The 21,937-nt window shown below is 58.8% G+C and carries 16 protein-coding genes and 1 pseudogene; 10 read left to right on the top strand and 7 right to left on the bottom strand.

The annotated features are described in order from the left end of the window. Positions 1-3: 3 nt before the first annotated feature. The 10 genes and pseudogenes from HU806_RS20375 to darG all read left to right on the top strand — a co-directional run bounded on the left by HU806_RS20375 (position 4) and on the right by darG (position 14,675). Positions 4-815 (top strand): annotated as a pseudogene (locus tag HU806_RS20375) (M90 family metallopeptidase). Positions 816-926: 111 nt separating this feature from the next. Continuing rightward, complete coding sequence (gene ppa / locus HU806_RS20380; protein WP_186613746.1) at positions 927-1,454, top strand: inorganic diphosphatase; 528 nt, start codon at positions 927-929, stop codon at positions 1,452-1,454. A gap of 195 nt (positions 1,455-1,649) precedes the next feature. Next, entirely contained in the window at positions 1,650-2,381 is a 732-nt protein-coding gene (locus tag HU806_RS20385; RefSeq protein WP_186613748.1) for a LexA family transcriptional regulator, read from the top strand. A gap of 511 nt (positions 2,382-2,892) precedes the next feature. Then, the gene (locus HU806_RS20390; protein ID WP_186613751.1) at positions 2,893-5,388 is read left to right on the top strand and encodes a type I restriction-modification system subunit M; all 2,496 of its coding nucleotides are present in this window, start codon (positions 2,893-2,895) and stop codon (positions 5,386-5,388) included. Then, a complete protein-coding gene (locus HU806_RS20395; RefSeq protein ID WP_186613753.1) occupies positions 5,381-6,661 on the top strand; it encodes a restriction endonuclease subunit S in 1,281 nt (426 codons plus the stop codon). Before HU806_RS20390 ends, HU806_RS20395 begins: the two co-directional genes overlap by 8 nt. A gap of 1 nt (position 6,662) precedes the next feature. Further along, positions 6,663-8,324 (top strand): ATP-binding protein, encoded by a 1,662-nt coding sequence (locus tag HU806_RS20400; protein ID WP_186613755.1) that lies wholly within the window; start codon positions 6,663-6,665, stop codon positions 8,322-8,324. Between the two features lie 86 nt (positions 8,325-8,410). Beyond that, positions 8,411-11,737 carry a type I restriction endonuclease subunit R gene (locus HU806_RS20405; RefSeq protein ID WP_186613757.1) on the top strand — a complete coding sequence of 1,109 codons (3,327 nt, stop codon included), beginning with the start codon at positions 8,411-8,413 and terminating at the stop codon, positions 11,735-11,737. Further along, positions 11,734-12,435, top strand: coding sequence for a YgjP-like metallopeptidase domain-containing protein (locus HU806_RS20410; RefSeq protein ID WP_186613758.1), 702 nt, complete (start codon positions 11,734-11,736; stop codon positions 12,433-12,435). The genes HU806_RS20405 and HU806_RS20410 overlap by 4 nt, the downstream gene beginning before the upstream one ends. A gap of 230 nt (positions 12,436-12,665) precedes the next feature. Continuing rightward, positions 12,666-13,586, top strand: coding sequence for a restriction endonuclease (locus tag HU806_RS20415; RefSeq protein ID WP_186613761.1), 921 nt, complete (start codon positions 12,666-12,668; stop codon positions 13,584-13,586). A gap of 18 nt (positions 13,587-13,604) precedes the next feature. Further along, positions 13,605-14,675 carry a type II toxin-antitoxin system antitoxin DNA ADP-ribosyl glycohydrolase DarG gene (darG, locus tag HU806_RS20420; RefSeq protein WP_186613762.1) on the top strand — a complete coding sequence of 357 codons (1,071 nt, stop codon included), beginning with the start codon at positions 13,605-13,607 and terminating at the stop codon, positions 14,673-14,675. Between the two features lie 122 nt (positions 14,676-14,797). Here the strand turns inward: darG and HU806_RS20425 are convergent, their stop codons facing one another. From HU806_RS20425 to thrC, 7 genes are all read right to left on the bottom strand, one after another. After that, positions 14,798-16,111 carry a type II toxin-antitoxin system HipA family toxin gene (locus HU806_RS20425; RefSeq protein ID WP_238350207.1) on the bottom strand — a complete coding sequence of 438 codons (1,314 nt, stop codon included), beginning with the start codon at positions 16,109-16,111 and terminating at the stop codon, positions 14,798-14,800. Continuing rightward, on the bottom strand, positions 16,111-16,374 hold the full coding sequence (gene relB / locus HU806_RS20430) for a type II toxin-antitoxin system RelB family anti-toxin (protein ID WP_186613764.1): 264 nt from the start codon (positions 16,372-16,374) through the stop codon (positions 16,111-16,113). The genes HU806_RS20425 and relB overlap by 1 nt, the downstream gene beginning before the upstream one ends. A gap of 230 nt (positions 16,375-16,604) precedes the next feature. Beyond that, entirely contained in the window at positions 16,605-16,964 is a 360-nt protein-coding gene (locus HU806_RS20435) for a DUF6124 family protein (RefSeq protein ID WP_186613766.1), read from the bottom strand. A gap of 510 nt (positions 16,965-17,474) precedes the next feature. Further along, positions 17,475-18,887: an aldehyde dehydrogenase family protein gene (locus HU806_RS20440; RefSeq protein WP_186613769.1), complete on the bottom strand. Its 1,413-nt coding sequence runs from the start codon at positions 18,885-18,887 to the stop codon at positions 17,475-17,477. After that, positions 18,884-19,942, bottom strand: a complete 1,059-nt coding sequence (locus HU806_RS20445; protein ID WP_186613771.1) for a homoserine dehydrogenase — start codon at positions 19,940-19,942, stop codon at positions 18,884-18,886. The genes HU806_RS20440 and HU806_RS20445 overlap by 4 nt, the downstream gene beginning before the upstream one ends. 157 nt (positions 19,943-20,099) lie before the next feature. Next, on the bottom strand, positions 20,100-20,537 hold the full coding sequence (locus tag HU806_RS20450) for an Lrp/AsnC family transcriptional regulator (RefSeq protein ID WP_186613773.1): 438 nt from the start codon (positions 20,535-20,537) through the stop codon (positions 20,100-20,102). 11 nt (positions 20,538-20,548) lie between these two features. Continuing rightward, positions 20,549-21,913 carry a threonine synthase gene (gene thrC, locus HU806_RS20455; RefSeq protein WP_186613775.1) on the bottom strand — a complete coding sequence of 455 codons (1,365 nt, stop codon included), beginning with the start codon at positions 21,911-21,913 and terminating at the stop codon, positions 20,549-20,551. Positions 21,914-21,937: the final 24 nt, after the last annotated feature.

Genomic DNA, 21,937 nt, shown 5'->3' on the forward strand with positions numbered 1-21,937 from the left:
CTCATGTGGTCCCTGAGCAACTGGCGTCGCCGACGCACCCTCGCCAAACACCCCGTTACCGAGGAAACCTGGCAGCGGGTGCGTCATCAGTTGAGCTTTCTCGACGGCATCAGTGCCGAAGAAGACCAATGGCTGCGTGAAGCCTGCGTGCTGTTCCTGCATGACAAGCACCTCACCGCCCTGCCCGGCGTCGAACTGCACCAGGAACAACGCTTGCTGCTCGCCGCCCAGGCCCAATTGCCGCTGATGCACCTCGGCGAATTGAACTGGTACCAGGGCTTCCACGAAATCGTCCTCTACCCCGACGACTTCCTCAGCCCCCAGCGCTACCGCGACGCCAGCGGCATCGAACACGAATGGGACGGCGAACACAGCGGCGAAGCCTGGCCCCAAGGCCCGATCATCCTGGCCTGGGACGGCGTGCTCGCCAGCGGCGGCTGGGAAGGCTACAACCTGGTGATCCACGAACTGGCGCACAAACTCGACATGCTCAACGGCGACGCCAACGGCCTGCCACCGCTGCACGCCGACATGCGCGTCAGCGACTGGGCCGACGCCATGCAACAAGCCTTCGACGACCTCGACCGCCAACTCGACCAGAACCCCGACGCAGAAACCCTCATCGACCCCTACGCCGCGGAAAACCCGGCGGAGTTCTTCGCCGTCACCAGCGAATACTTCTTCAGCGCCCCGGACCTGCTGCACCAGGCCTATCCGCGGTGTATGAACAGCTCAAAGCGTTCTACCGCCAGGACCCGTTGGCCCGGCTGCGGCAACTTCAGGCCGAAGATCCGGTCTATCAGGCGTCATACTAAGGTCTCTACGACCCTGGTAACGTGGCATCAGCGGTCGAATATGCCTATAATCGCCGCCACTTTTTGGTCAATCCGACCAGTCATTTGGTCAACTAACGGGGGCACCGCCCAATGAGCTACAGCAAGATTCCGGCTGGCAAAGACCTGCCGAACGACATCTACGTCGCAATCGAAATCCCGGCCAACCACGCCCCGATCAAATACGAAATCGACAAAGACAGCGATTGCCTGTTCGTTGACCGTTTCATGGCCACCCCGATGTTCTACCCGGCCAACTACGGTTACATCCCCAACACCTTGGCCGACGACGGCGACCCCCTCGACGTGCTGGTCGTGACCCCTTACCCAGTTGCCCCAGGCTCGGTCATCCGCGCCCGTCCAGTCGGCATCCTGAACATGACCGACGACGGCGGCGGCGATGCCAAAGTCATCGCAGTGCCACACGACAAACTGTCGCAACTGTACGTCGACGTGAAGGAATACACCGACCTGCCGCCACTGCTCATCCAGCAGATCGAGCACTTCTTCGCGAACTACAAAGATCTCGAAAAAGGCAAATGGGTGAAGATCGAAGGCTGGGCCGGCGCAGACGCCGCCCGCGAAGCGATCACCCAGTCGGTTGCCGCCTACAAAGGCTAAGACCGAACTAAAAAAGAACCCCGGCTCGTACCGGGGTTTTTTTATGCTTTCCGGGAAGTTAATACAACCTCGTATTAGCAGCGTTTAAATGCGTTTAACGCGCCAGTTTCGATTCCTGCAAACGGAAAGATCATCTTATAAATTTGCACGACATGTTTATTGCCGAACGCGCGGTCGTCTCTAAACTTTCCGTTTATGAAAATACTTTCCAGTGGCGATCGCTTCAGAGCCCTTCTCAAAGAAGCCAACATCCGATCCGCCGACTTCGCGAAGTTGTACGGCGTGAAATCGCAGCACGTGAACAACTGGTTCAACCGTGGCATTCCACCGGGACGCATCTACAGCATCGCCGGCCTGCTGACCGTCAGCCCGCAATGGCTCGCCACCGGCGAAGGCCCACAGACCCCGCTCGGCCTCGGCCCCGGCATCACCTATGAAGCCGCCGAAAACGACGGCGTCTACAGCGTGCAAGAATCCACGGACATCGAACTGCCTTTCTATAAGGAAGTCCCCATCGCCCCCGGCGAAAGCAAAACCCACATCACCGAAATCCCCGGCCAATCCATCCGCCTGCCCCGCAGCCACCTAGAGTCCCTGGAAATCGACCCCAGCGACGCCATCTGCACCACCATGGTCGGCGACAGCATGGCCGAACGCATCGAAGACGGCTCCACCCTCGCCATCGACCGCGGCTTGACGCAAATCGTTGATGGCCAAATCTATGCGCTTGAGCATGATGGGATGCTGCGGATCAAATACCTCCACAGAATCCCCGGCAACCGACTGCGGCTGCGTAGCCACAACAGCGCTGCTTATCCCGATGAGGTGTTCAGCGCAGAGCAGATCGATGCGCAACATATCCACGTGATCGGCTGGGTGTTCTGGTGGTCAACCCTCAACAAACAGAGACCGCCGGTGTCCGATTGATTCCGGCATCACCGCAGCTCCCCCGTGGCGAGGGAGCTTGCTCCCGCTGGGCTGCACAGCAGCCCCCTGCTTTCCCCCTGAATCGCCCCTAACCCAATGATTCCACACCACTTACCACTGGGATTCCAAAGCAAACCCGCGTATCCTCCGCCCCACATTTGCGAGCCCACGCCTCGCACCGACAAGGCAGATCACTTTCTGACCAAGTCCCACAGCCGGCCGCAAGAGCCGGATGTACGTTTTGAAGGCTGGTAAGGTTTGTCAAAAACGAGCTGAATCAGTCAACGAGAAGCCGGCCATAAGCCGGCTTTTTAATGTCTGAGATCTTTACTTGTCTTCGCAGCGACGGCATTTAAGCTTAAGCATCCGGGCATCCTGTCTTGCGCCACCCAACCTGCCCCCCGGTACAACCGAGACTGCTCAGTGCCGAGCTTGGATTGGGATACAATCCCCAGCATTTAATACCATCAGGATCGGCATCCGCTCCTGAATGTCCACAAGAGATGCCGTAATGCCCCTCACGCTGCAACAACTGGAACGCCATCTGTTCAAGGCTGCCGATATTCTGCGCGGCAAGATGGATGCCTCGGAGTTCAAGGAATACATTTTTGGCATGCTGTTCCTCAAGCGCTGCTCCGACGTATTTGAGGAGCGCTATGAGCAGGTCGTTGCCGACGAGATAAACGCTGGCAAGAGCAAGGCCGAAGCCTTTGTAACCGCGGAAAACCCGCGCTGGTACAAGCGTGATGGCAATTTTTGGGTGCCCAGCCATTCGCGCTTCAAGTATTTGCTCAACGAAGCGCACATCAATGTCGGCGACCTGCTTAACAAGGCGCTGGGCGGCATCGAGGAAAACAACGTCTCCCTGGATGGGGTGCTGGAGCACATCGACTTCACCCGCAAAGTCGGCCAGAGCAAGATTTCCGATCAGAAGCTGCGCCAGCTCATCACCCACTTCGGTGAAGTGCGTCTGCGCAACAGTGACTTCGAGTTCCCCGACTTGCTCGGCGCCGCCTACGAGTACCTGATCGCTGAGTTCGCCGACTCGGCCGGCAAGAAAGGCGGCGAGTTCTATACGCCGCGCCCGGTGGTGAGGCTGATGGTGCAACTGCTCAAGCCGACCCTAGCCCACGATATCTATGACCCCTGCTGCGGCTCGGGCGGCATGTTGATCGCTGCCAAGGAATATATCGACGAGCACGGCGAAGACGGCAGAAAGGCCAACCTGTTCGGCCAGGAATTCAACGGCACCGTCTGGTCCATCGCGCAGATGAACATGCTGCTGCACGGCATCAGCAACGCCTGGCTGGAGAACGAAGACACCCTGTCCGACCCTCGGCATATCGAGGGCGGCGAACTGCGCCGCTTCGACCGCATCCTCACCAACCCGCCGTTCTCCATCAACTGGGGCCATACCGAGAAAAGCCCGGATGGCAGCCTGGCCTGGAACCCGACATTCCGCGAGCAGCGCTTCCGCTTCGGCGAAGTGCCGCTGGGCTCGAAAAAGGCCGACCTGATGTTCCTCCAGCACATGCTCGCCGTGACCCGCGACGAGGGCATGATCGCCACCGTACTGCCTCACGGTGTGCTGTTCCGGGGCGGTGAGGAGCGCGGCATCCGCGCCGGCATTATCGAGAACGACCTGCTCGAAGCCGTGATTGGCCTACCGGCCAACCTGTTCTATGGCACTGGTATTCCCGCCTGCATCCTCATTCTGCGCCAACAAAAGCAGGAAGGCGCCAACCGTGTCAGCGCCAAGCCTGCCGAACGCCAGGGCAAGGTGCTGTTTATCAACGCCGACCGCGAGTACTTCGAGGGCCGTGCGCAGAACTACCTGCTGCCCGAGCACATTGAGAAGATCACCACCGCCTTCGACGAATTTCGCCGGATCGACGGTCTTAGCGACGTGGTGGATATCGCCACACTGCGCACCAACGACTACAACCTGAACATTCGCCGCTATGTGGATAACGCACCACCACCCGAGCCACATGACGTGCGTGCCCACCTGCTGGGCGGTGTGCCCAAGGCTGAAGTCGAAGCGAAAACGCCGCTGTTCGCCGCCCACGGCCTCGACCCTCATGACCTATTCATCGCACGCGATGCGCAGTATTTCGACTTTCGCGGCGAGCTGACCTGCCGCGCCGACCTCAAGCCTGCCATCGAAAGCAACCCCAGCCTACAGGCGAAGGAAGCCGCCCTGCGTGATGCCTTCGAAACCTGGTGGCACGTACACAGCCCGCGGATCACCGCCCTGGCTGGGAAGCTGGATAACAGCGCCGCGCTGGTCGGGTTGCGTGGTGAACTGCTGGCCAGTTTTAGCCAAACGCTGGAAGGCATCGGCCTGCTCGACCCCTTCCAGGTCCGGGGCATCATCGCCGGCTTCTGGTACCAGAGCAAATACGACTTTCTTGGCTTGATGGCCCGCGGTTGCCGGGGCGTAATCGACGCTTGGCGCACCAGCATCATCACCGCTCTGGAAGACAAGGCCAGCAAGCAAAGCCCGTTGGAGCACAAATTGGTGAAGTTCCTGCTTGGCGATTTCGTTGCCGAGTTGGCCGAACTGGAAGCAAAAAAGACCGAACTGGATAGTCAGCTCAAGGCCGCCACCCCAGCTAAAGGGGAAGAGGCTGACGAGGCTGACAACGCGACGGATACCGACGACGAGGAAAACACCGTCGACGAAGCCCAGCTCAAGGCCTGGAAAGCCGAGTTGATCACGGTGAAGAAACAGCTCAAAAACCGGCAGGACAACTTCGCCAGTCACTTAAATCAGGCCGTCAACGGGCTGGACGAGCAGCAAGCCGCCGAACTGCTGCTGACCATCCTGCATAACGATATGCAGGCCATCGTCGAACGCTATATCGCCGCCCAGCGCAAGCAGATAGTCGCCGCCTTCGAGAGCTGGTGGGACAAGTATCGGGTGACGTTAAACGAGATAGAGCACAGCCGCGATGCTGCGGCAGTAGCTTTACAGGGGTTCTTGAAGGGGTTGGGATATGTCTGATTTTACTAAGGATTTCCGGCCGGTATCAGACTTGGTTCAGCCTGTAGAGGTCAAGGTCATAACCAAGAAAGATCCCTCTAAACCTTATATCGGGCTTGAAAACCTGCCATCCCGAGGGGCCCACTTGCTCGGGTGGTCGCCCGCCAGCTCCTCGATCAGCACCAACGCTGTATTCTCTAGAGGGGACGTACTTTTCGGAAAGCTGCGCCCGAATTTGCGCAAATGCGTCATTGCTCCATTTGACGGCTACTGCTCTACCGATATCTTGGTGCTTCGAGCAAAAGACGGAATTGACTATGGCTTCGCCGGAAAGGCCCTTCAAACAGAGCAAGTTGGCGCTGCGGCAGAGAGAACAGCCATAGGCACCAAGATGCCACGAACCTCTTGGAAGCATCTGAAGACGGTTGCTGTATTTTGCCCAGATATAAAAGAGCAAAAGTGTGCAGCTCAAATCCTCGACACCCTCGACACCACCATCCGCGAAACCGAGGCGCTGATCGACAAGCTCAAGGCCGTCAAGCAGGGTCTGCTGTACGATCTGCTTACCCGCGGTATCGACGTCAACGGACAACTGCGCCCACCACAGAGCGAAGCGCCGCAGCTCTACAAGGAGTCGCCGCTGGGGTGGATTCCTAGGGAGTGGGAGTTCCCCTTGCTTGCAAATATCTGCGCAAAAATTGGCGACGGGGTCCACTACGCAGTGGAGCGAAGCCATGAGGGCGTGCCGTTTTTATTTGTGTCTTGCATACGTAATGGAAAAATCGATTGGCACGACGCGTCGTTCGTGTCGCAAAAAACCTATCAAGAGATTTCCAAAAGGAGCAAACCTGTAAAAGGAATGGTCCTCTTTACCGTAGTTGGCTCGTATGGGCATGCAGCGCATGTTGATGATGACTCTGATTTTGGCTTCGAGAGAAACATCGCATTCCTCACCCCTAACAGCAAATACCTGCACTCTAAATATCTGCTGTACTCCATTAGCTCGGAGGCAACACGAGCACAAGTGGAGCGCTTCGTTATAGGCAATGCACAGAAGGTGCTCACCCTCTCTGCGTTGAACAGCATCATTATTCCGTTGCCCAGCTTGACCGAGCAAGCCCAAATCTTTTCTCGACTTGATACTCTAACCGAACGTCAAGACCATGAGAGGTCAATGCTTGAGAAACTCTCGGCTCAGAAGAAGGGCTTGATGGACGACCTGCTGACCGGACGCGTTCGCGTCACCCCGCTGCTGGAATCCATGCAGCAAGCTGCTGCACAAACGGAAGCCTGATATGCCACAGCGCCTGCCGCCCCGCGAATCCCTCACCGTCGAGTTCAAGAGCGACCGCAGCAAGCTCCCCGATCGCGAGCTGATCGAGGCGCTGGTCTGCCTTGCCAATGCCGAGGGCGGCGAGCTATGGCTTGGCGTCGAGGACGACGGCACTCCCACCGGCCTGCATCCCGAGCATCGCCTGCTGGAGGGCTTGGCCGGCATGGTCGCAGCGCGCACCTCGCCGTCGCTGAACGTACAGGCCGAGGCGCACGACCTGGATGGCGTGGCCGTGGCTCGCATCCATGTACCCAAAACCCAGAGCGAAGTGGCCACCACCAGCGGCGTCTATCTACGCCGCCGCTTGAAACACGACGGCACTCCCGAATGCATAGCCATGCTGCCCCATGAGCGCAGCAGCCGCGCGAGCAGCTTCGGCCTGCTTGATGTCTCCGCCCAGCCGGTGGCCGGCGCCACCCTGGCCGACCTCGACCCGCTGGAGCGTGAGCGCCTGCGCCAAGCGGTTCAACAATACGGCGGCGACCGCGTGCTGCTGGAACTGGACGACGAAGCCCTCGACGGTGCGCTGCTGCTCACCGCGCGCCAGTCCGATGGCTCGCGTGTGCCAACCCTCACCGGCCTGCTACTGATCGGCCGGGAAACCTCCCTGCGCCAACTGGTGCCCCCCCATGAGTTCGCTTTCCAGGTGCTGGCCCAGCAGGCAGTGCGCTTCAACGAGTTTCGCCGCTTCCCATTGCTCAAGGCACTCGACTGGCTGGAAACCAACTTCCGTCCCTACAACCCCGAGGAAGAACTACAGGTCGGCCTGTTCCGCGTACCAGTGCCCAAGGTTGACCTAGGCGCCTTCCGCGAAGCCGTAGCCAATGCCTTGGTCCACCGCGACTACCACGGCAGAGGCGCGGTGCATGTGCGCCTGGAGGACGATGCCCTGGTGGTCAGCAATCCCGGTGGCTTGGTCGATGGCGTCACCCTGGCCAACCTGATGGTGACCGAACCGCGCCCGCGCAACCCGGCCCTGGCCGACGCCATGAAGCGCGTCGGCGTGGTCGAACGCTCCGGCCGAGGCGTGGACAAGATTTTCCGCGGCATGCTCAAATTCGGCCGGCCGGCCCCGGACTACAGTTACACCACCGCCCAGAGCGTGGTGCTGCGCCTACCCACAGCCGAGGCCGACCTGGACTTCCGCCGCCTGGTAGTCGAGCACGAGCGCGCCACCAATGCCGAGCTGCCCATCGACAGCCTGATCGCCCTGGCCGTTCTGCGTGAAACCAAACGCGTCACGGCCGACGAGCTGGCCTTACAGATCCAGCGCGACACTGCCAGTGCCAAACGCACCCTGGAAGCCCTGACCGAAGCCGGCTTGGTCGAGGCCCACGGTTCTACCCGAGGGCGCAGCTATACCCTGTCGGCCAGCCTGTATCAGGCCGTGGGCGACAAGGCCGGCTATACCCGCCAGGCAGGCTTCGCTCCGATTCAGCATGAGCAGATGGTGCTGAACTATGTGCAGCAGCATGGGCAAATCAAACGTGCCGAGGTCATGGGGCTATGTCGCATATCAACTGACCAAGCGGCCAAGCTGCTGAAAAAGCTGAAAGATAAAGGCGCCATTACACAGAGCGGCAAGAATCGAGGAGCAACCTACACCCTTGGCACCTTGGAATGAGCCGGAATGTGCGGAAATGAGCCGGAATGAGCCGCTATGAGCCTGTATGAGCCCATACACGCCTGAACTGGATTAAAGGAGTAACCATGGGCTGGGAATTGGATGACGTCGAAAAACCCTTTGTGACTCAGTTACAGGGGCTGAATTGGAAGCATACCGAGGGCAGCCTCGACGACCCGGCCATCACTGGCCGCAGCAGTTTCAGTGAAGTGATTCAGCGGGCCGCACTGGCCGAGCGCTTGCGTGCCATCAACCTACGCGACGGTCAGCCCTGGCTGGATGAGCAGCGCATTGCCGAAGCACTGGCGGCCATTACCCGCGTGGGCGCCGGCAAGCTGATGGAAGCCAACCAGACAGTCACTGAACTGCTGCTCAAAGGCATCACGGTCGACGGCCTCCAGGGCTGGGAAGGCGGACGTGGTCAGACCATCCAGTACATCGACTGGGCCAACCCGGCCAATAACCACTTCAGCGTGATCAACCAGTTCCGAGTGGATTGCCCACCGGGGTACAGCAGCGGAAAGAAATTTATCGTTCCGGATCTGGTGTTGCTGGTGAACGGCATCCCGCTGGTAGTGGTGGAGTGCAAGAGCCCCTCCATTCCAGAACCGCTGGCCGAAGCTGTCGATCAATTGCGCCGCTACAGCAACCAGCGCAAGGCAGCCTTCGAAGTCGAGGACAACGAGGGCAACGAAACACTGTTCGCTAGCGTGCAGCTGCTGGTCGCCAGTAGCTACGACGAAGCACGAGTGGGCTGCATTGGGGCCGGCTTCGGGCATTTCTCCCAATGGAAAACCGTGGTTGGCCCGGAAGGTAGCGGCAGCGAGCAGTCAGTAGCCGAGCAGCTAGGCAAAGCCAAACTGTCCGAGCAGGAGCGCCTGGTGGCAGGCATGCTGACGCCGGCCCACCTGCTCGATCTGATCCGGCATTTCATGCTGTTCATGCAGGTTGGCGGGCAGACCATCAAGACGGTCTGCCGCTACCAGCAGTACCGCGCGGTGAACCGCACGGTGATCCGCATGAAACGCGGGCAGACACGCGTCGAGCATGGCGAGAGCGACCAGCGCGGCGGCATCGTTTGGCACACTCAAGGCTCAGGCAAGAGCCTGACCATGGTATTTCTGGTGCGCAAGATGCGCACGGATACACAGCTACGTCGCTTCAAGATCATCGTGGTCACCGACCGTAAAGACCTGCAAAACCAGCTCGCCGCCACCGCCACACTGAGCGGTGAACTGCCGGAGGTGGCCTCCAATATCGAGGGTGTCAAAGCCTTGGCACGCCGCCAGGGCCCCGGCCTGGTATTCGCTACCATCCAAAAGTATCGCAATCCCGAACAGGAGGAAGATGGGGAGGCGCCGATCCCTGCGCAAGCTGCGGCCCCCCTCAAAGCCGCAGAAAAGCGCGCGCCCTATCTGGTCAGCAAACCATTCGAGGTGCTCAACCACGACGAAAGCATTCTGGTATTGATTGATGAGGCGCACCGCACCCAGGCCGGCGATCTGCAGGCGAACCTGCTGGCGGGCCTGCCCAACTGTGTGCGCATCGGCTTTACCGGTACACCGATCATCATGGGCGATAAGAAACGCACCCACGAAATTTTCGGCGCATTCATCGACAAATACACCATCAAAGAAGCTGAGGCAGATGGCGCAACAGTGCCGGTGCTTTACGAAGGACGCACTGCCCAGGGTGCATTGAAAGATGGGGCGAGCCTGGATGAGCTGTTCGAGGATTTATTCCGCGAGCACAGCCAGGACGAGCTGGAACTGATCAAGAGAAAGTACGCCACCAAGGGCCATATTTTTGATGCCCCCGCGCTGATCGCTGATAAGGCGCGCGACATCCTCAGACATTACGTCACCAATATCCTACCCAATGGCTACAAGGCACAGGTTGTAGCCTACAGCCGGATTGCGGCAATCCGCTATTTCCACGCGCTGCAGGCCGCCCGCGATGAGTTGCTGGCCGAGGCCGAAGCGTTGCCAGCAGCCGACAAGGACCTCGACGATGAAGCACTGTGCCAGCGTCCACCCAAGCTGCAGGCGCGCGTGCAGGCGTGGCGCTATCGCGACAGGCTACGCTGCCTGGAGTTCGCGCCGATTATTTCTGGCTCAAATAACGATCCGGCCGAGTGGAAAACCTGGACGGATGGAAGCAAGCACGAGCTGCTGATCCAGCGCTTCAAGAAGTCCCTGAATCATGAGCAGCCGGGCAAGGCCGACCCGCTGGCTTTCCTGATCGTTAAGTCTATGTTGCTCACCGGCTTTGATGCCCCCATCGAAGGGGTCATGTACCTTGACCGGCCAATCAAGGAAGCCGAGCTGCTGCAAGCCATTGCGCGGGTCAACCGTACTGGTTTCGGCAAGCGCTGCGGCATCGTGGTCGATTACTACGGGGTCGCCAACCACCTGCGCGAAGCGCTGGCAGCCTATGCCGACGAGGATATCGAAGGTGCGCTGAGCAGCATCAAGGACGAGGTGCCGGTACTGCGCGATCGTCATCTGCGTGTAGTAGATGTGCTGCGTCGCCAGGGCATCGAGTCGCTGGAAGATGCCGAAGCCTGCATTGCGGCACTGGAGTCGGAAAAGGTGCGCGCCGAATTTGCGGTAAAATTCAAAGCGTTCCTCGACTCATTAGACACCGTACTGCCACGCCCCGAGGCCCTGCCCTTCGTCAAAGATGCCAAGCGCCTGGCCTATATCCATGCACGTGCGCGCAGGCGTTATAAAGACCTGCCGCAACTGGGCAAGGATGTCGGCGCCAAAGTACGCAAGCTAATCGACGATCACGTTATTTCGCTGGGCATCGACCCGAAGATTCCGCCGATCCAGCTCACCGATGCAGACTTCGAGAAGCAGTTATCGCGTAGCGTCAACGATCGCGCCAAGGCCTCAGAGATGGAACACGCCATTCGCTCGCATGTGCGCAAGCATGCTGATGAAGATCCGGTACTTTTTCGCAAGTTGTCCGAACGCCTGAACGAACTGCTCAAGTCGCTGGGCGAGCAATGGGATCAGTTGGTTGAGCAGATGCAGAAGATCATCAACGAGCTGCGCAGCGGTCAAATGAGCGATGGCTACAGCCCCCTGCATTTGCCCGAACACTATGCCCCCTTCCTGCGCACCCTGCTGGATGTGGTGTGTGCCGACGCCAATCCGCAGCCCGCCGAGCTGCTGCGCTTGAAGGATGTGACAGTGGAACTGGTCGATCTGTTGGTGGGCGAACTCCAAAGCCACCGCGATATCTGGAGCCCGCGCAAGCGAGCGGCACAGGAAGAGCTGGCCGGGCAGCTATTCGATTACCTGATGCGACTGCGTCCACCCTTGGTGGATAGCGATATGGCGGGGGTGCTGTCTGATCGCCTGATGGATCAAGCGAGAGCCAGCCATGAACGGTTGATGCAGCTGTGAGCAATCAAACCCTCGCCGTAAACGATCTGCAACTGACGCTACGCCGCAGCGCGCGGCGCAAGACGCTACAGATCACTGTCGAGCGTGACGGCGCACTTATCCTGTCTGCCCCGCCAGAGGTTGAGGAGCACGCGCTGCGGCAATTCGTAGCGGATAAAAGCTTCTGGATTTACTCGCGTCTTGCCGAAAAGGAACGCCTGCAGCGCTCAATCCCCACCAAGGAATACGTCGACGGAGAAGGGTTTCTGTATTTGGGGCGAAGTTATCGCCTCAAACTGGTTGATGAGCAGGATGTGCCGCTGAAACTTTCTGCCGGTCGCTTCCGGCTGCTGCGTAGCGAACTGCCACAAGCCCGCGAACATTTCATCCGTTGGTACAGCGAACATGCCCGCAGCTGGCTGGCCTTACGCGTCAAGAACCACCAAGCCCGCATGGATCTGATCCCCAACGGGGTGCGTGTGCAGGATCTGGGCTATCGCTGGGGCTCCTGCGGCAAAGGCGCACAGCTCTACTTTCACTGGAAAACAATTCTGCTGCCCAAACCCATTGCGGAATATGTGGTGGTGCATGAGATGGTGCACCTGCAAGAGCCACACCACACCCCAGAGTTTTGGCTCCGCCTGGAGCGCGTCATGCCTGACTACGCACAGCGCAAGACATGGTTGGCAGAACATGGGATCGAAGTCGAAGGAGTCTGAAGCTCTTCTGTGGCTCGTGACCTTTCGAACTCCAGGCTTAAGGTCGATCGCGCCACCACAAAGCGATTGGGGAACACACCTTGCAGATCAGGCAGGCACCCACTGATACTGCAGACGTTCGATACCAGTATATGTCCGGCCAAGTCGCGCCAATCTTCCCTGTTGCCTGAGAAGCCGTAACTTATACTCCCTCCTCGACCGCAAAAAGTAGCCATCACAGGGAAGCGTCCATGTCCGTTCCAACCTACGATCAGTTCATCGAACCTATCCTGCGCTTTCTCGCTACCAAACCTGCCGGAGCCCTTGCTCGGGATGCCCATGAGGCGGCAGCCAAGATGCTGCAACTGACCGTAGAACAACGTGAAGAAGTAATCGCCAGTGGGCAAGCCACCTATAAAAACAGAGCGGGCTGGGCGCATGATCGGCTGAAGCGCGCCGGCCTATCCAGTAGCGCCAAACGTGGATATTGGAAACTGACGGAGACAGGTGCGACTTACGCCAAAGACCATCCAGCCCCCTTGCCTTCCGATGAAGTTGAACATTTAGCCATCGGCTATATGAATGTGAAGCTGAAGGTTGCCCCCGACGCTGCCCCGCTTGATGACGAAACGCCTATTGGGCCTGACGTAACCTCCGCAACCGCGAGCCCAGATGATCGCCTCGAACAAGCCCTCCAGGAATTACGCAACGCAACCGCTGCCGATTTGTTGGACAACTTATTACAGGTGAGCCCTAACCGCTTCGAAGTCATCGTACTTGATGTGCTTCATCGCCTGGGTTACGGCGCCAGCCGCAATGATCTACAGCGGGTCGGTGGCTCTGGCGATGCCGGCATCGACGGCATTATCTCACTCGATAAGTTGGGACTCGAGAAGGTTTACGTGCAAGCCAAGCGGTGGCAAAACACGGTGGGGCGCCCTGAACTGCAGGCGTTCTACGGTGCGCTCGCCGGGCAAAAAGCCAAACGAGGGGTGTTCATCACAACATCTGGTTTCACCGCTCATGCGATCGACTTCGCTAAATCGGTGGAAGGCATCGTGTTGGTGGACGGCATGCGATTGGTGCACCTGATGATGGATCACGAGGTGGGCGTTACATCACGACTCTTGCGGCTACCAACGTTGGATCGCGATTATTTCGATGAGGAATGAGCTGCCAGGGTATTTCCAATGATCCGTTTCACCCAAGGCAACCTTCTGGAAGCCAAAACCGAAGCCCTCGTCAATACAGTGAATACCGTGGGCGTGATGGGTAAAGGTATCGCGCTGATGTTCAAAGAGCGCTTCACGGAGAATTACCGACTGTACGCTGCTGCCTGCAAGGCTGGCGAAGTGGAGACGGGCAAGGTTCACGTGACGGCGGTCAGCGAGCTGGAGGGGCCGCGCTGGATCGTCAACTTCCCGACCAAACGTCACTGGCGCTCACCTTCGCAGATGGCGTGGATAACCGAAGGCTTACGCGATCTACGTCGCTTCTTGTTTGAAAACCATGTGAAGTCCGTGGCGGTTCCACCGCTGGGCGCTGGTAACGGTGGTTTGAAGTGGCACGAGGTTCGCGAGCAGATTGTTGAAGTCTTGAGCGATCTGGATATCGATGTGTTGGTGTTCGAGCCGTCCAACCAGTATTTGAACGTTGAAAAGCTTACGCCGGCTCGTGCACTGATTGCTGAATTGGTTCGTCGCTACTGGGTTCTGGGTATGGAATGCAGCCTGCTTGAGATTCAGAAACTGGCTTGGTTCCTTGAGCGCGCCATCGAAAAGCTGCCAAACACCGAAAACCCTCTCAATCTTCAGTTTGTTGCTCATAAGTACGGGCCCTATGCCAACCGGTTGGAGCATCTGCTCAACAATCTGGACGGCAGCTATCTGCATTGCGACAAGCGCATCAGTGATGCGGGAATTAGCGACGTGATCTGGTTTGACGAAGGACGCAAAGCGTTCTTACAGACCTATCTTCAAACAGAGGCCAAGGAGTACGCCCAGGCCTTGGAGCGTACCGCCGAGTTGATCGATGGTTTTGAGTCGCCTTTCGGTATGGAGTTGTTGGCTACGGTCGATTGGTTGCTGAGCCAGGATGGGATTTCCCCGACTGTTCCTGCCGTGCGCGAGGCGTTGAAGCATTGGGATGGTGGAGCGGGTGCTGCGGCTCGTAAAAGCAAACTGTTCGATGATAAGGCGCTTGATATCGCGCTGAAGCGGCTGACTTCCAGTAGTTTCAGGCCGGAGGTTGCGACCTGTTAGAGGTAACGTGTGACTTGGACAATTATCCAACAGGTTGTTGGACAATTTGAGCGCTCGTCGTTTCAGGCCAGAGTCAGCCGCCTGCTAGTTTTATCCCCTAGCGCTTACGTGGTGCAAGTAGCTCAGAGCGACCAATCTGTTCGCGATTTTTTTCCGGCGCTCGAGGACCAGAGAAAGCCTGCCTCGGTAATGGCCGTATCCAATCCCCGAAAATGCGGTGCTGATTTTGGGCTACGTAGCGTTTCCATACCCTCATTCCACGCATGCACCATGTGTTTAGCCACATCTCGCCAAGCGGGCTCGTTCTTTGCAGCTTCGATAACTTCTTTACCCACCGCGACAGCGGATTCGCACAATTGCTCGACCATCGCGGCGTACTGACGCGGGGGGATATTTAAGCGGCCACTGAAAAATATCTCTAGCATGCGCCCCGGCGTCCAAGTTTGCCGACCTCCTACGGACAAACCTGGCGGGTTCGCGGCAAAACGCGGATAGGCTTGAGTGGTCACCAAGTCATAGACTGGCGTAAACGCTACGTCTGCTCGCGAGGTGTAATAAAGCGCAATGTTTTTGGCGTGGCAGTCGGCGTTACGGACTACGTAGTTCGTCAGCAGATGCCAACCGAAGTGTTCACGCTGTTCGCGCAACCGCTCTCCAGATATGTATGCCCGAGTGGCGTTCCACACTCTTTCAGTGGTGGTCGCGTATTTCTCGTGGGGCGGCAAGCCCAGGAGCCCGCATGCATCTTCCAGCCCGCAGCGCGGCAGGCCGTTTTCATCGACATCAAAACGATTCACCACCAGAACTCGACCATCGTCTGACATACGACACGTTGCTACCGGTACGACCTGTAACCGCTCCAGTACACGCATGGTGTAGAACTCGTTGAAGCCCAGGTAAGGCGTCGTATCGTCTGAGCCTTTAATGATGTGAAACCCGGTACGCAGAGTGGGTTTGCCCAAGGGCAACGCATCATGCTCAACATCCTGCGCAATGAACTTGGGCACGACGCCAGAGATAGCCGCGCGTGCATAACGGCGTACCAGCGTCGCAAAATGCTCAGTTGTGTTTTCAGCGGTCAGCAGATGATCTATTTCCAAGGGTTCCATTTCGGCGCCCGGCATGATGCCTTCCGGCGTTACCGTCACACGCCCAACGCCTGCGCCGCCAATTACGGCTAGCAGTGATAAATCCGTACCATCCAGCAAGGCGCCAAACTCTTCACGGATAACTCCCAACAAGTAACCTTCAGGCAAGTTCTGCCGAAAAAATGGGAACAGATCTCGAGGCCAGCGCCACGGCTCTTCACGCACGGGCAATGCCAAGCTGACAAAGTCCGCCGTGGCTGTACCTGGGAGGTATTTCAGGACGTACTCATCACGCTCTCGGTAAAGTTTGGCAACCGTTTTGCCGCTGACGTGTACGTCTAAGATCATTATTCAGAAACTCCGGAACGCTGCTCGGCAAGAATGTCCTCAACCGTGCGTTCATGACCAGCTTTCACCAGTTTCAAGTCGTATCCGGCCGCTTCTAATAATCGGACGAGGGCCGAGACACTCATGTCCCCCTTTGCCATTGTTTCCATACGTGCCACTGTTGAACGGGATACGCCAGCACGACTGGCCAAGGCATCCTGGCTCAAATCGGCGTCACCTCGCGCCTGTTTCAGCATTTCAGCTACGTCGAACAAGGTGGTCATATGTAGCCCCCGAGCATCAAAAATCTAGATTCTGGCCGATACTGTAGCCCTGGAGACACAACACCACAAGTTTTCCTATTTTGCAGTAGCGCAGCACCCTGTTGCACAAATTGAGCGACGAATCTTCTGACGCTCCCAAACCTGAAGCGCCTATTCAAATCTCTCGCCCACAAAAAAGGTCTTGCCAAGCAAGACCTTTTTTACGCCAGAAGGGCAGCTAACTCCCCGCCCTATCTCACCTCAACAATATCCAAAGCCCGATTCGCCAGCAGTTCACTCACCTCAATCACCTGCAAAATCCCCATCGCAATGCGCCGTCGCGAGCCCTCCAGGTCAAACGCCAAATCACTGATCATGGCATTGGCCGAAGCCAGGTTTTCACTGAGATTGGCGAGCAGACACTCCGAATCAACATCCGGTGCGATACGGAAAATAGTGTTGGGTTTGTCGGACGTTTCCTTCTTGGGCGTAGGCTTTAAATAAAAATCCAAAGCCCGATCAGCCGCCTCATCAAGCTTTTTATTACGAGCAGCCTGAACGCGGGACACATGCTCGTCTGCAATCGGAGGGTTCGGTGTAATTTTTGCCATCGACTTAGGTTCCTGTAAGTGATGCTGCAACCACCTCGCGACTAAACGAGTGGGCGGCAGCTGTGCGCAGGTTAGTCGACCGGTGAACCTAAGAATCCCGGCGCGCCCGGGGGCGCCCTGCGCACAGCCACCATCATTACAGGAACAGCAAAGCCTGTCCGACGGGGACTTGTTACGCCTTAGGTTGAGACGGGCGACTAAACCCGATCACTGATGCTCAGTGACAAGACTCAAACTACCGACGTACCCCAAAACGCACAAGCCGGCGGATTCTGGCGTAGTTGTAGGCAATGGCGCAAGAAAACGTCAGTCGCGCCCTGGATAACAAGCGCCCAATAAACACGGCGCCGCCCCACCTCGTTACAAGAAAATAACGTGTCGCTGGTTTCCGATTTCTGCGACACGTTCCGCCCTCATGTCGCTACCGACGACATAAGAACAAAACGTGTCGTCAAAACGGCGTTTTAGCGACATGACAGGTAAAGCGACTCCTTCGGACTGACTCGCCCCTCACCCCAACGTATTCAAACAAACCACCTTCGGCTGAGTCATTTCCTCATACGCAAACCGCAACCCTTCCCTGCCCAAACTCCCGTACTTGGAGCCGCCAAACGGCATCGCATCAAACCGAAAATCCGACGAGTCATTAATCATCACGCCCCCCGCTTCGATCCGCCGCGCAGCGCTCATCGCCGTGGACAAATCATTCGTGAAAATGCCAGCATGAAGCGCGTACTCAGGCTCGTTAGCCAACGCAATCGCCTCATCAAACGTCTCAAACACCTGCAACACCACCACCGGCGCAAACGCTTCGTTGCGCCAAATCCGGCTGGAATGATCGACATTCTCCAGCACAGTAGCCGCATAACAATTGCCCTGCCGCCGATGCCCGCAGAGCAACGTGGCACCTTGTTGCAGCGCTTCGTTCACCATCTGCTCGGCGTTCTGCGCAGCCTGTTGGGTAATCATCGGGCCGATGTCGGTGTTGGCGAGCAGCGGGTTGCCGACGACCAGGGCTTGAGCCTGGCTGACGAAGCGTTCGCGAAAAGCATCGTAGATCGGTGCATGGATCAGCAGCCGTTGGGTGCCGATGCAATTTTGCCCGGCAGCCCAGAAGGCGCCGGAGACGCAGCTGTCGACGGCGGCGTCGAGGTTGCAATCGCCCATGACGATGACGGGTGCATTGCCGCCGAGGTCCATGGCGAGTTTTTTCAGGCCGGCGGTGCGGGCGATTTGTTCGCCGGTGACGAAGCCGCCGGTGAAGGAGATCATGCGCACGTCGCGGGCGGCGACAAGGGCTTTGCCGAGTTCGGCGCCGCCGGTGGCGACGGTGACTACGGTTTCGGGGAGGCCGGCGTCGACGAGGTAGGAGACGAGTTTGAGGGCGGACAACGGCGCCAGTTCGGACGGTTTGAGGATCACTGCGTTACCGCCGGCGATGGCGGGGCCGAGTTTGTGGGCGACGAGGTTGAGCGGGTCGTTGTAGGGGGTGATGGCGACGATCAGGCCGAGGGGTTCGCGGGTGAACCAGCCTTGGCGCGATTCGGCGCCTTCGTAGGCGTCGAACGGGACGATTTCGCCGGCGTTGCGTTTGGCCTCTTCGGCGGAGAGTTTGAGGGTGTTGACGCAGCGTTTGACTTCTTTTTCGGCCTGTTTGAGGGTCTTGCCGGCTTCGTCGACGATGAGTCGGGCGAAGGCTTTGGCGTCGCGTTCGATGTTGAGGGCGGCGTGTTCGAGGATGCTTGCGCGGCGATGACGCGGCAGTGCGGCGCAGGCTTTTGCGCCGCTGCGGCCGGTCTCGAGCAGGTGGGGGACTTCTGAGGCGCATACGTCGGCGACGGTGCCGACGACGCTGCCGTCAAATGGGTTGAGGACTTCGATGTGCGGTTCGACGACCGCCAGGGCCAGGCGCGATACGTTCATAGGGCTTGCTCCTGTTTGCGGGTTGCCGATTGGTGGATGTTGATGATGTCCGACAGCAGTGCGAAGGCGGTTTCGGTGCGGCCGGCGCCAGGGCCGGAGACGGTGACGGCGCCGAGTAGTTCGCTGGTGAAGGACACGGCGTTGGTGGCGCCGCTGATGCTCGCCAAGGGGTGGTCGTTGCTGAGCAGGCGCGGTTCGACGCTAGCGCTGATGGAGCCGTCGGCCTGGCGCGTGGCGGCGCCGATGAGTTTCCAGCGGGCGCCGTCGTGGCGGGCTTTTTCGATGTCGTCGAGGCTGAGGGCGGAGATGCCGCTGCAAGCGACGTCGCTGACGGTGAGTTTGGCGTCGAGCAGTTCGTTGGCGAGGATCACCACTTTCAGGCGCACGTCGTGGCCTGCGACGTCGGCCGTCGGGTCGGCTTCGGCGTAGCCCAGGACTTGGGCCTGGCTGACGGCTTCGGCGAACCCGAGGCCGCCTTCCATGGCGGTGAGGACGAAGTTGGAGGTGCCGTTGAGGATGCCTTCGAAGCCAGTAATCGAGCTGCCGGCCAGGGCTTGTTTGGCGAGGCGGATGACCGGGGTGCCGCTCATGACCGAGCCTTCGTATTCGAAGGCGACGTTGTTGCGTTGGGCCAAGGCTTTGAGTTCGGCGCCGTGCAGGGCGATGGGGCCTTTGTTGGTGGTGACCACGTGTTTGCCGCGCTCCAGGGCCCAGCGGCAGAACGAGGTGGCGGGCTCGCCGTCCACCGGATTGGTGAAGGTGGCTTCGGCGATGATGTCGGCGCCGCAGTCTTTGATCACGGCTTCGTTGAGGGCATCGACGGTGCCGCCGGAGAGTTGGGCCATGGCGCCTTTGGTGGCGGGCAGTCGGGCGAGCGACGCGGCGTCGAGGCCGTGGCGGTTCATCACCGAACCGAGGAACAGGTCGGTCACGCCGACGATTTTCAGGGTGAAGCCGAGTTCGGTTTTCCACTGCTGATTGCGCTCGGCGATCAGTTGGGCCAATGCCCGGTTCACACCGCCGAAGCCGACTAGCGCTAGTTTGTATTCAGTCATTTTTGTTATGTCCTTGATCCGGGTGATGAGGTTTGTTGGATCAAGATTAGGGATGTGGGGTGGGCAGTGAAATAGGCCAATTTGCTCTATTTTTTGGGCGTTTTGACCAGGGGGTGGGCGAAGTGGTGGGTGTGGATTCGATCGAATCCACCGGGCTTCAGACCACCGACGACAACACAAACGATGTCACAGTGTTCTCCACCCCCGGCAACGCGGAGATTTCTTTCCAGACCTTGTGCACCCGCTCCGGGTTCGCCGCGGCCACCCGCAGCATCAAATCAAACTCGCCACTCATCACATCGCATTGGAGCACTTCGGGCATGGCTTGCAGGGCCTGCAGTACTTCGGCGCCGCGCATGCGGTCGTAGCGGTAGACGAAGATCACCGCGTTGATGTTCGACGACGCCTGCGCGCCCTCGCCGGTGCGTACGGTGTAGCCCTGGATCACGCCGTCGCGTTCGAGGCGTTCGATGCGTTGGCGGACGGCGTTGCGCGAGAGGTTGACCTTGGCCGCCAGCTCGGCGTGGGCGGCGCGGGCGTTGAGGCGCAGTTCGGCGATGATGCGTTCGTCGAGGGGGTCGAGGATTCGCTTCATGGGGCCTCCGGTTACAGGGTGCCAAGCAGTTGATGGAGAGCGCCGAGGTCGTCCGGCTGGATGCGATGGATCTGCGCTGGGCCATGCGCGGACATTAGACGCTGTTGCGCCGCAATAGGGATCCCCAACTCGCCGAGCAACGCAGCCGATTTAATAGGTGAAATCTCGCCCAGGGTCACCATCGGCGCCACCAAACTGCGGCGGTACAAACGGGCCGCGAGCACGCCGGTGGCGGTGTGTGGATCGATGATGTAACCGGTGTCGCGGTACAACGAGGTGATCTCTTCCAGCGTCTGCTCGTCACTGACCGCGTACGAGTCGATGATCATCCGCGCCTGCAACCAGAACTCGTTGGCGATGCTCATTTCGCCACGGGTTTCAAAGGTGTGCATCAACGCGCTCACGGCTTGGTCATCGTGCCCGTAGAGTTCCCAGAGAAACCGTTCCAGGTTGGAGAAGATCGACAAATCCATGGCCGGCGACAGGGTCTTGCTGGCGCGCAGTCGCGAGTAGTGATTCTTCAAAAAGAACTGATGCAGCGCGTCGTTTTGATTGGTCGCGACGATCATCTGCGTGATCGGCAAACCCATCTTCTGCGCGATGTAACCGGCATAGACTTCGGCGAAACTCGCCGCCGGCACGCTGAAACCGATGGGCCGTTGACCGCCGCCCAGTTGCAGCACGGCGTGGAAATAAAACACCAACTGCGCCATGACGCTGACCCAGTTGCTGGAGTTGAAACTGATCGCCTCATGCTGCCGGAACAGTTGCGTGACCAAGGTCTGGCATTCATCAAAACTGCCCTCGACAACCACTTGATGCACCCGCGGATGGGCTGTCGCTTGCAGGTCTTGAAGCTGGTCTTGCGCTACGCCGGCCTCGGGATAAATCACCACCACGTCGGTCTCGTCGCAGTGCTTGAACGCTTCGATGGCGGCCAGGCCGGTGTCGCCATTGGTGACGCCAATCACCACGGCGCGGCGTCCGCGTTTGCGCAGAAAATATTGCACCAGCCGCGCCTGCAATTGCGCGGCGAAATCCTTCGAGGAACGGGTCGGGCCGTGGAACAATTCCAGCACCCATTCGTTGCGATCGACCTGATGCAAAGGCGCCAGGGAGCGATGGCTGAACTGGCTGCCGGCCTCCTTGAGCAGGCGCTTGAAATCATCTTCCGGGATCGCCTCGCCCACGAACGGACGCATCACTCGATAGGCCAGTTCGTCATAGGACAAGGTGGACCAATTGGCGATGTCCTGGGGTTCGAACTGCGGCAATTCGATGGGGACGTACAGGCCGCCGTCCTCGGCGATGGCCGACAGCACGACTTTTTCGAACTCGACCTGCACGGCGGAATTTCGGGTACTCACATAGCGCATGGTCAGCTCCGGACATTCACTGGA

The organism is Pseudomonas sp. SWRI154 (genome assembly GCF_014268645.1).
Taxonomy (GTDB): Bacteria; Pseudomonadota; Gammaproteobacteria; order Pseudomonadales; family Pseudomonadaceae; genus Aquipseudomonas; species Aquipseudomonas marvdashtae.

Coding starts and splice junctions, on each gene's coding strand:
- ppa (WP_186613746.1), top strand. CDS start 927: ATGAGCTACAGCAAGATTCCGGCTGGCAAAGACCTGCCGAACGACATC.
- HU806_RS20385 (WP_186613748.1), top strand. CDS start 1,650: ATGAAAATACTTTCCAGTGGCGATCGCTTCAGAGCCCTTCTCAAAGAA.
- HU806_RS20390 (WP_186613751.1), top strand. CDS start 2,893: ATGCCCCTCACGCTGCAACAACTGGAACGCCATCTGTTCAAGGCTGCC.
- HU806_RS20395 (WP_186613753.1), top strand. CDS start 5,381: ATGTCTGATTTTACTAAGGATTTCCGGCCGGTATCAGACTTGGTTCAG.
- HU806_RS20400 (WP_186613755.1), top strand. CDS start 6,663: ATGCCACAGCGCCTGCCGCCCCGCGAATCCCTCACCGTCGAGTTCAAG.
- HU806_RS20405 (WP_186613757.1), top strand. CDS start 8,411: ATGGGCTGGGAATTGGATGACGTCGAAAAACCCTTTGTGACTCAGTTA.
- HU806_RS20415 (WP_186613761.1), top strand. CDS start 12,666: ATGTCCGTTCCAACCTACGATCAGTTCATCGAACCTATCCTGCGCTTT.
- darG (WP_186613762.1), top strand. CDS start 13,605: ATGATCCGTTTCACCCAAGGCAACCTTCTGGAAGCCAAAACCGAAGCC.
- HU806_RS20425 (WP_238350207.1), bottom strand. CDS start 16,111: ATGATCTTAGACGTACACGTCAGCGGCAAAACGGTTGCCAAACTTTAC.
- relB (WP_186613764.1), bottom strand. CDS start 16,374: ATGACCACCTTGTTCGACGTAGCTGAAATGCTGAAACAGGCGCGAGGT.
- HU806_RS20435 (WP_186613766.1), bottom strand. CDS start 16,964: ATGGCAAAAATTACACCGAACCCTCCGATTGCAGACGAGCATGTGTCC.
- HU806_RS20440 (WP_186613769.1), bottom strand. CDS start 18,887: ATGAACGTATCGCGCCTGGCCCTGGCGGTCGTCGAACCGCACATCGAA.
- HU806_RS20445 (WP_186613771.1), bottom strand. CDS start 19,942: ATGACTGAATACAAACTAGCGCTAGTCGGCTTCGGCGGTGTGAACCGG.
- HU806_RS20450 (WP_186613773.1), bottom strand. CDS start 20,537: ATGAAGCGAATCCTCGACCCCCTCGACGAACGCATCATCGCCGAACTG.
- thrC (WP_186613775.1), bottom strand. CDS start 21,913: ATGCGCTATGTGAGTACCCGAAATTCCGCCGTGCAGGTCGAGTTCGAA.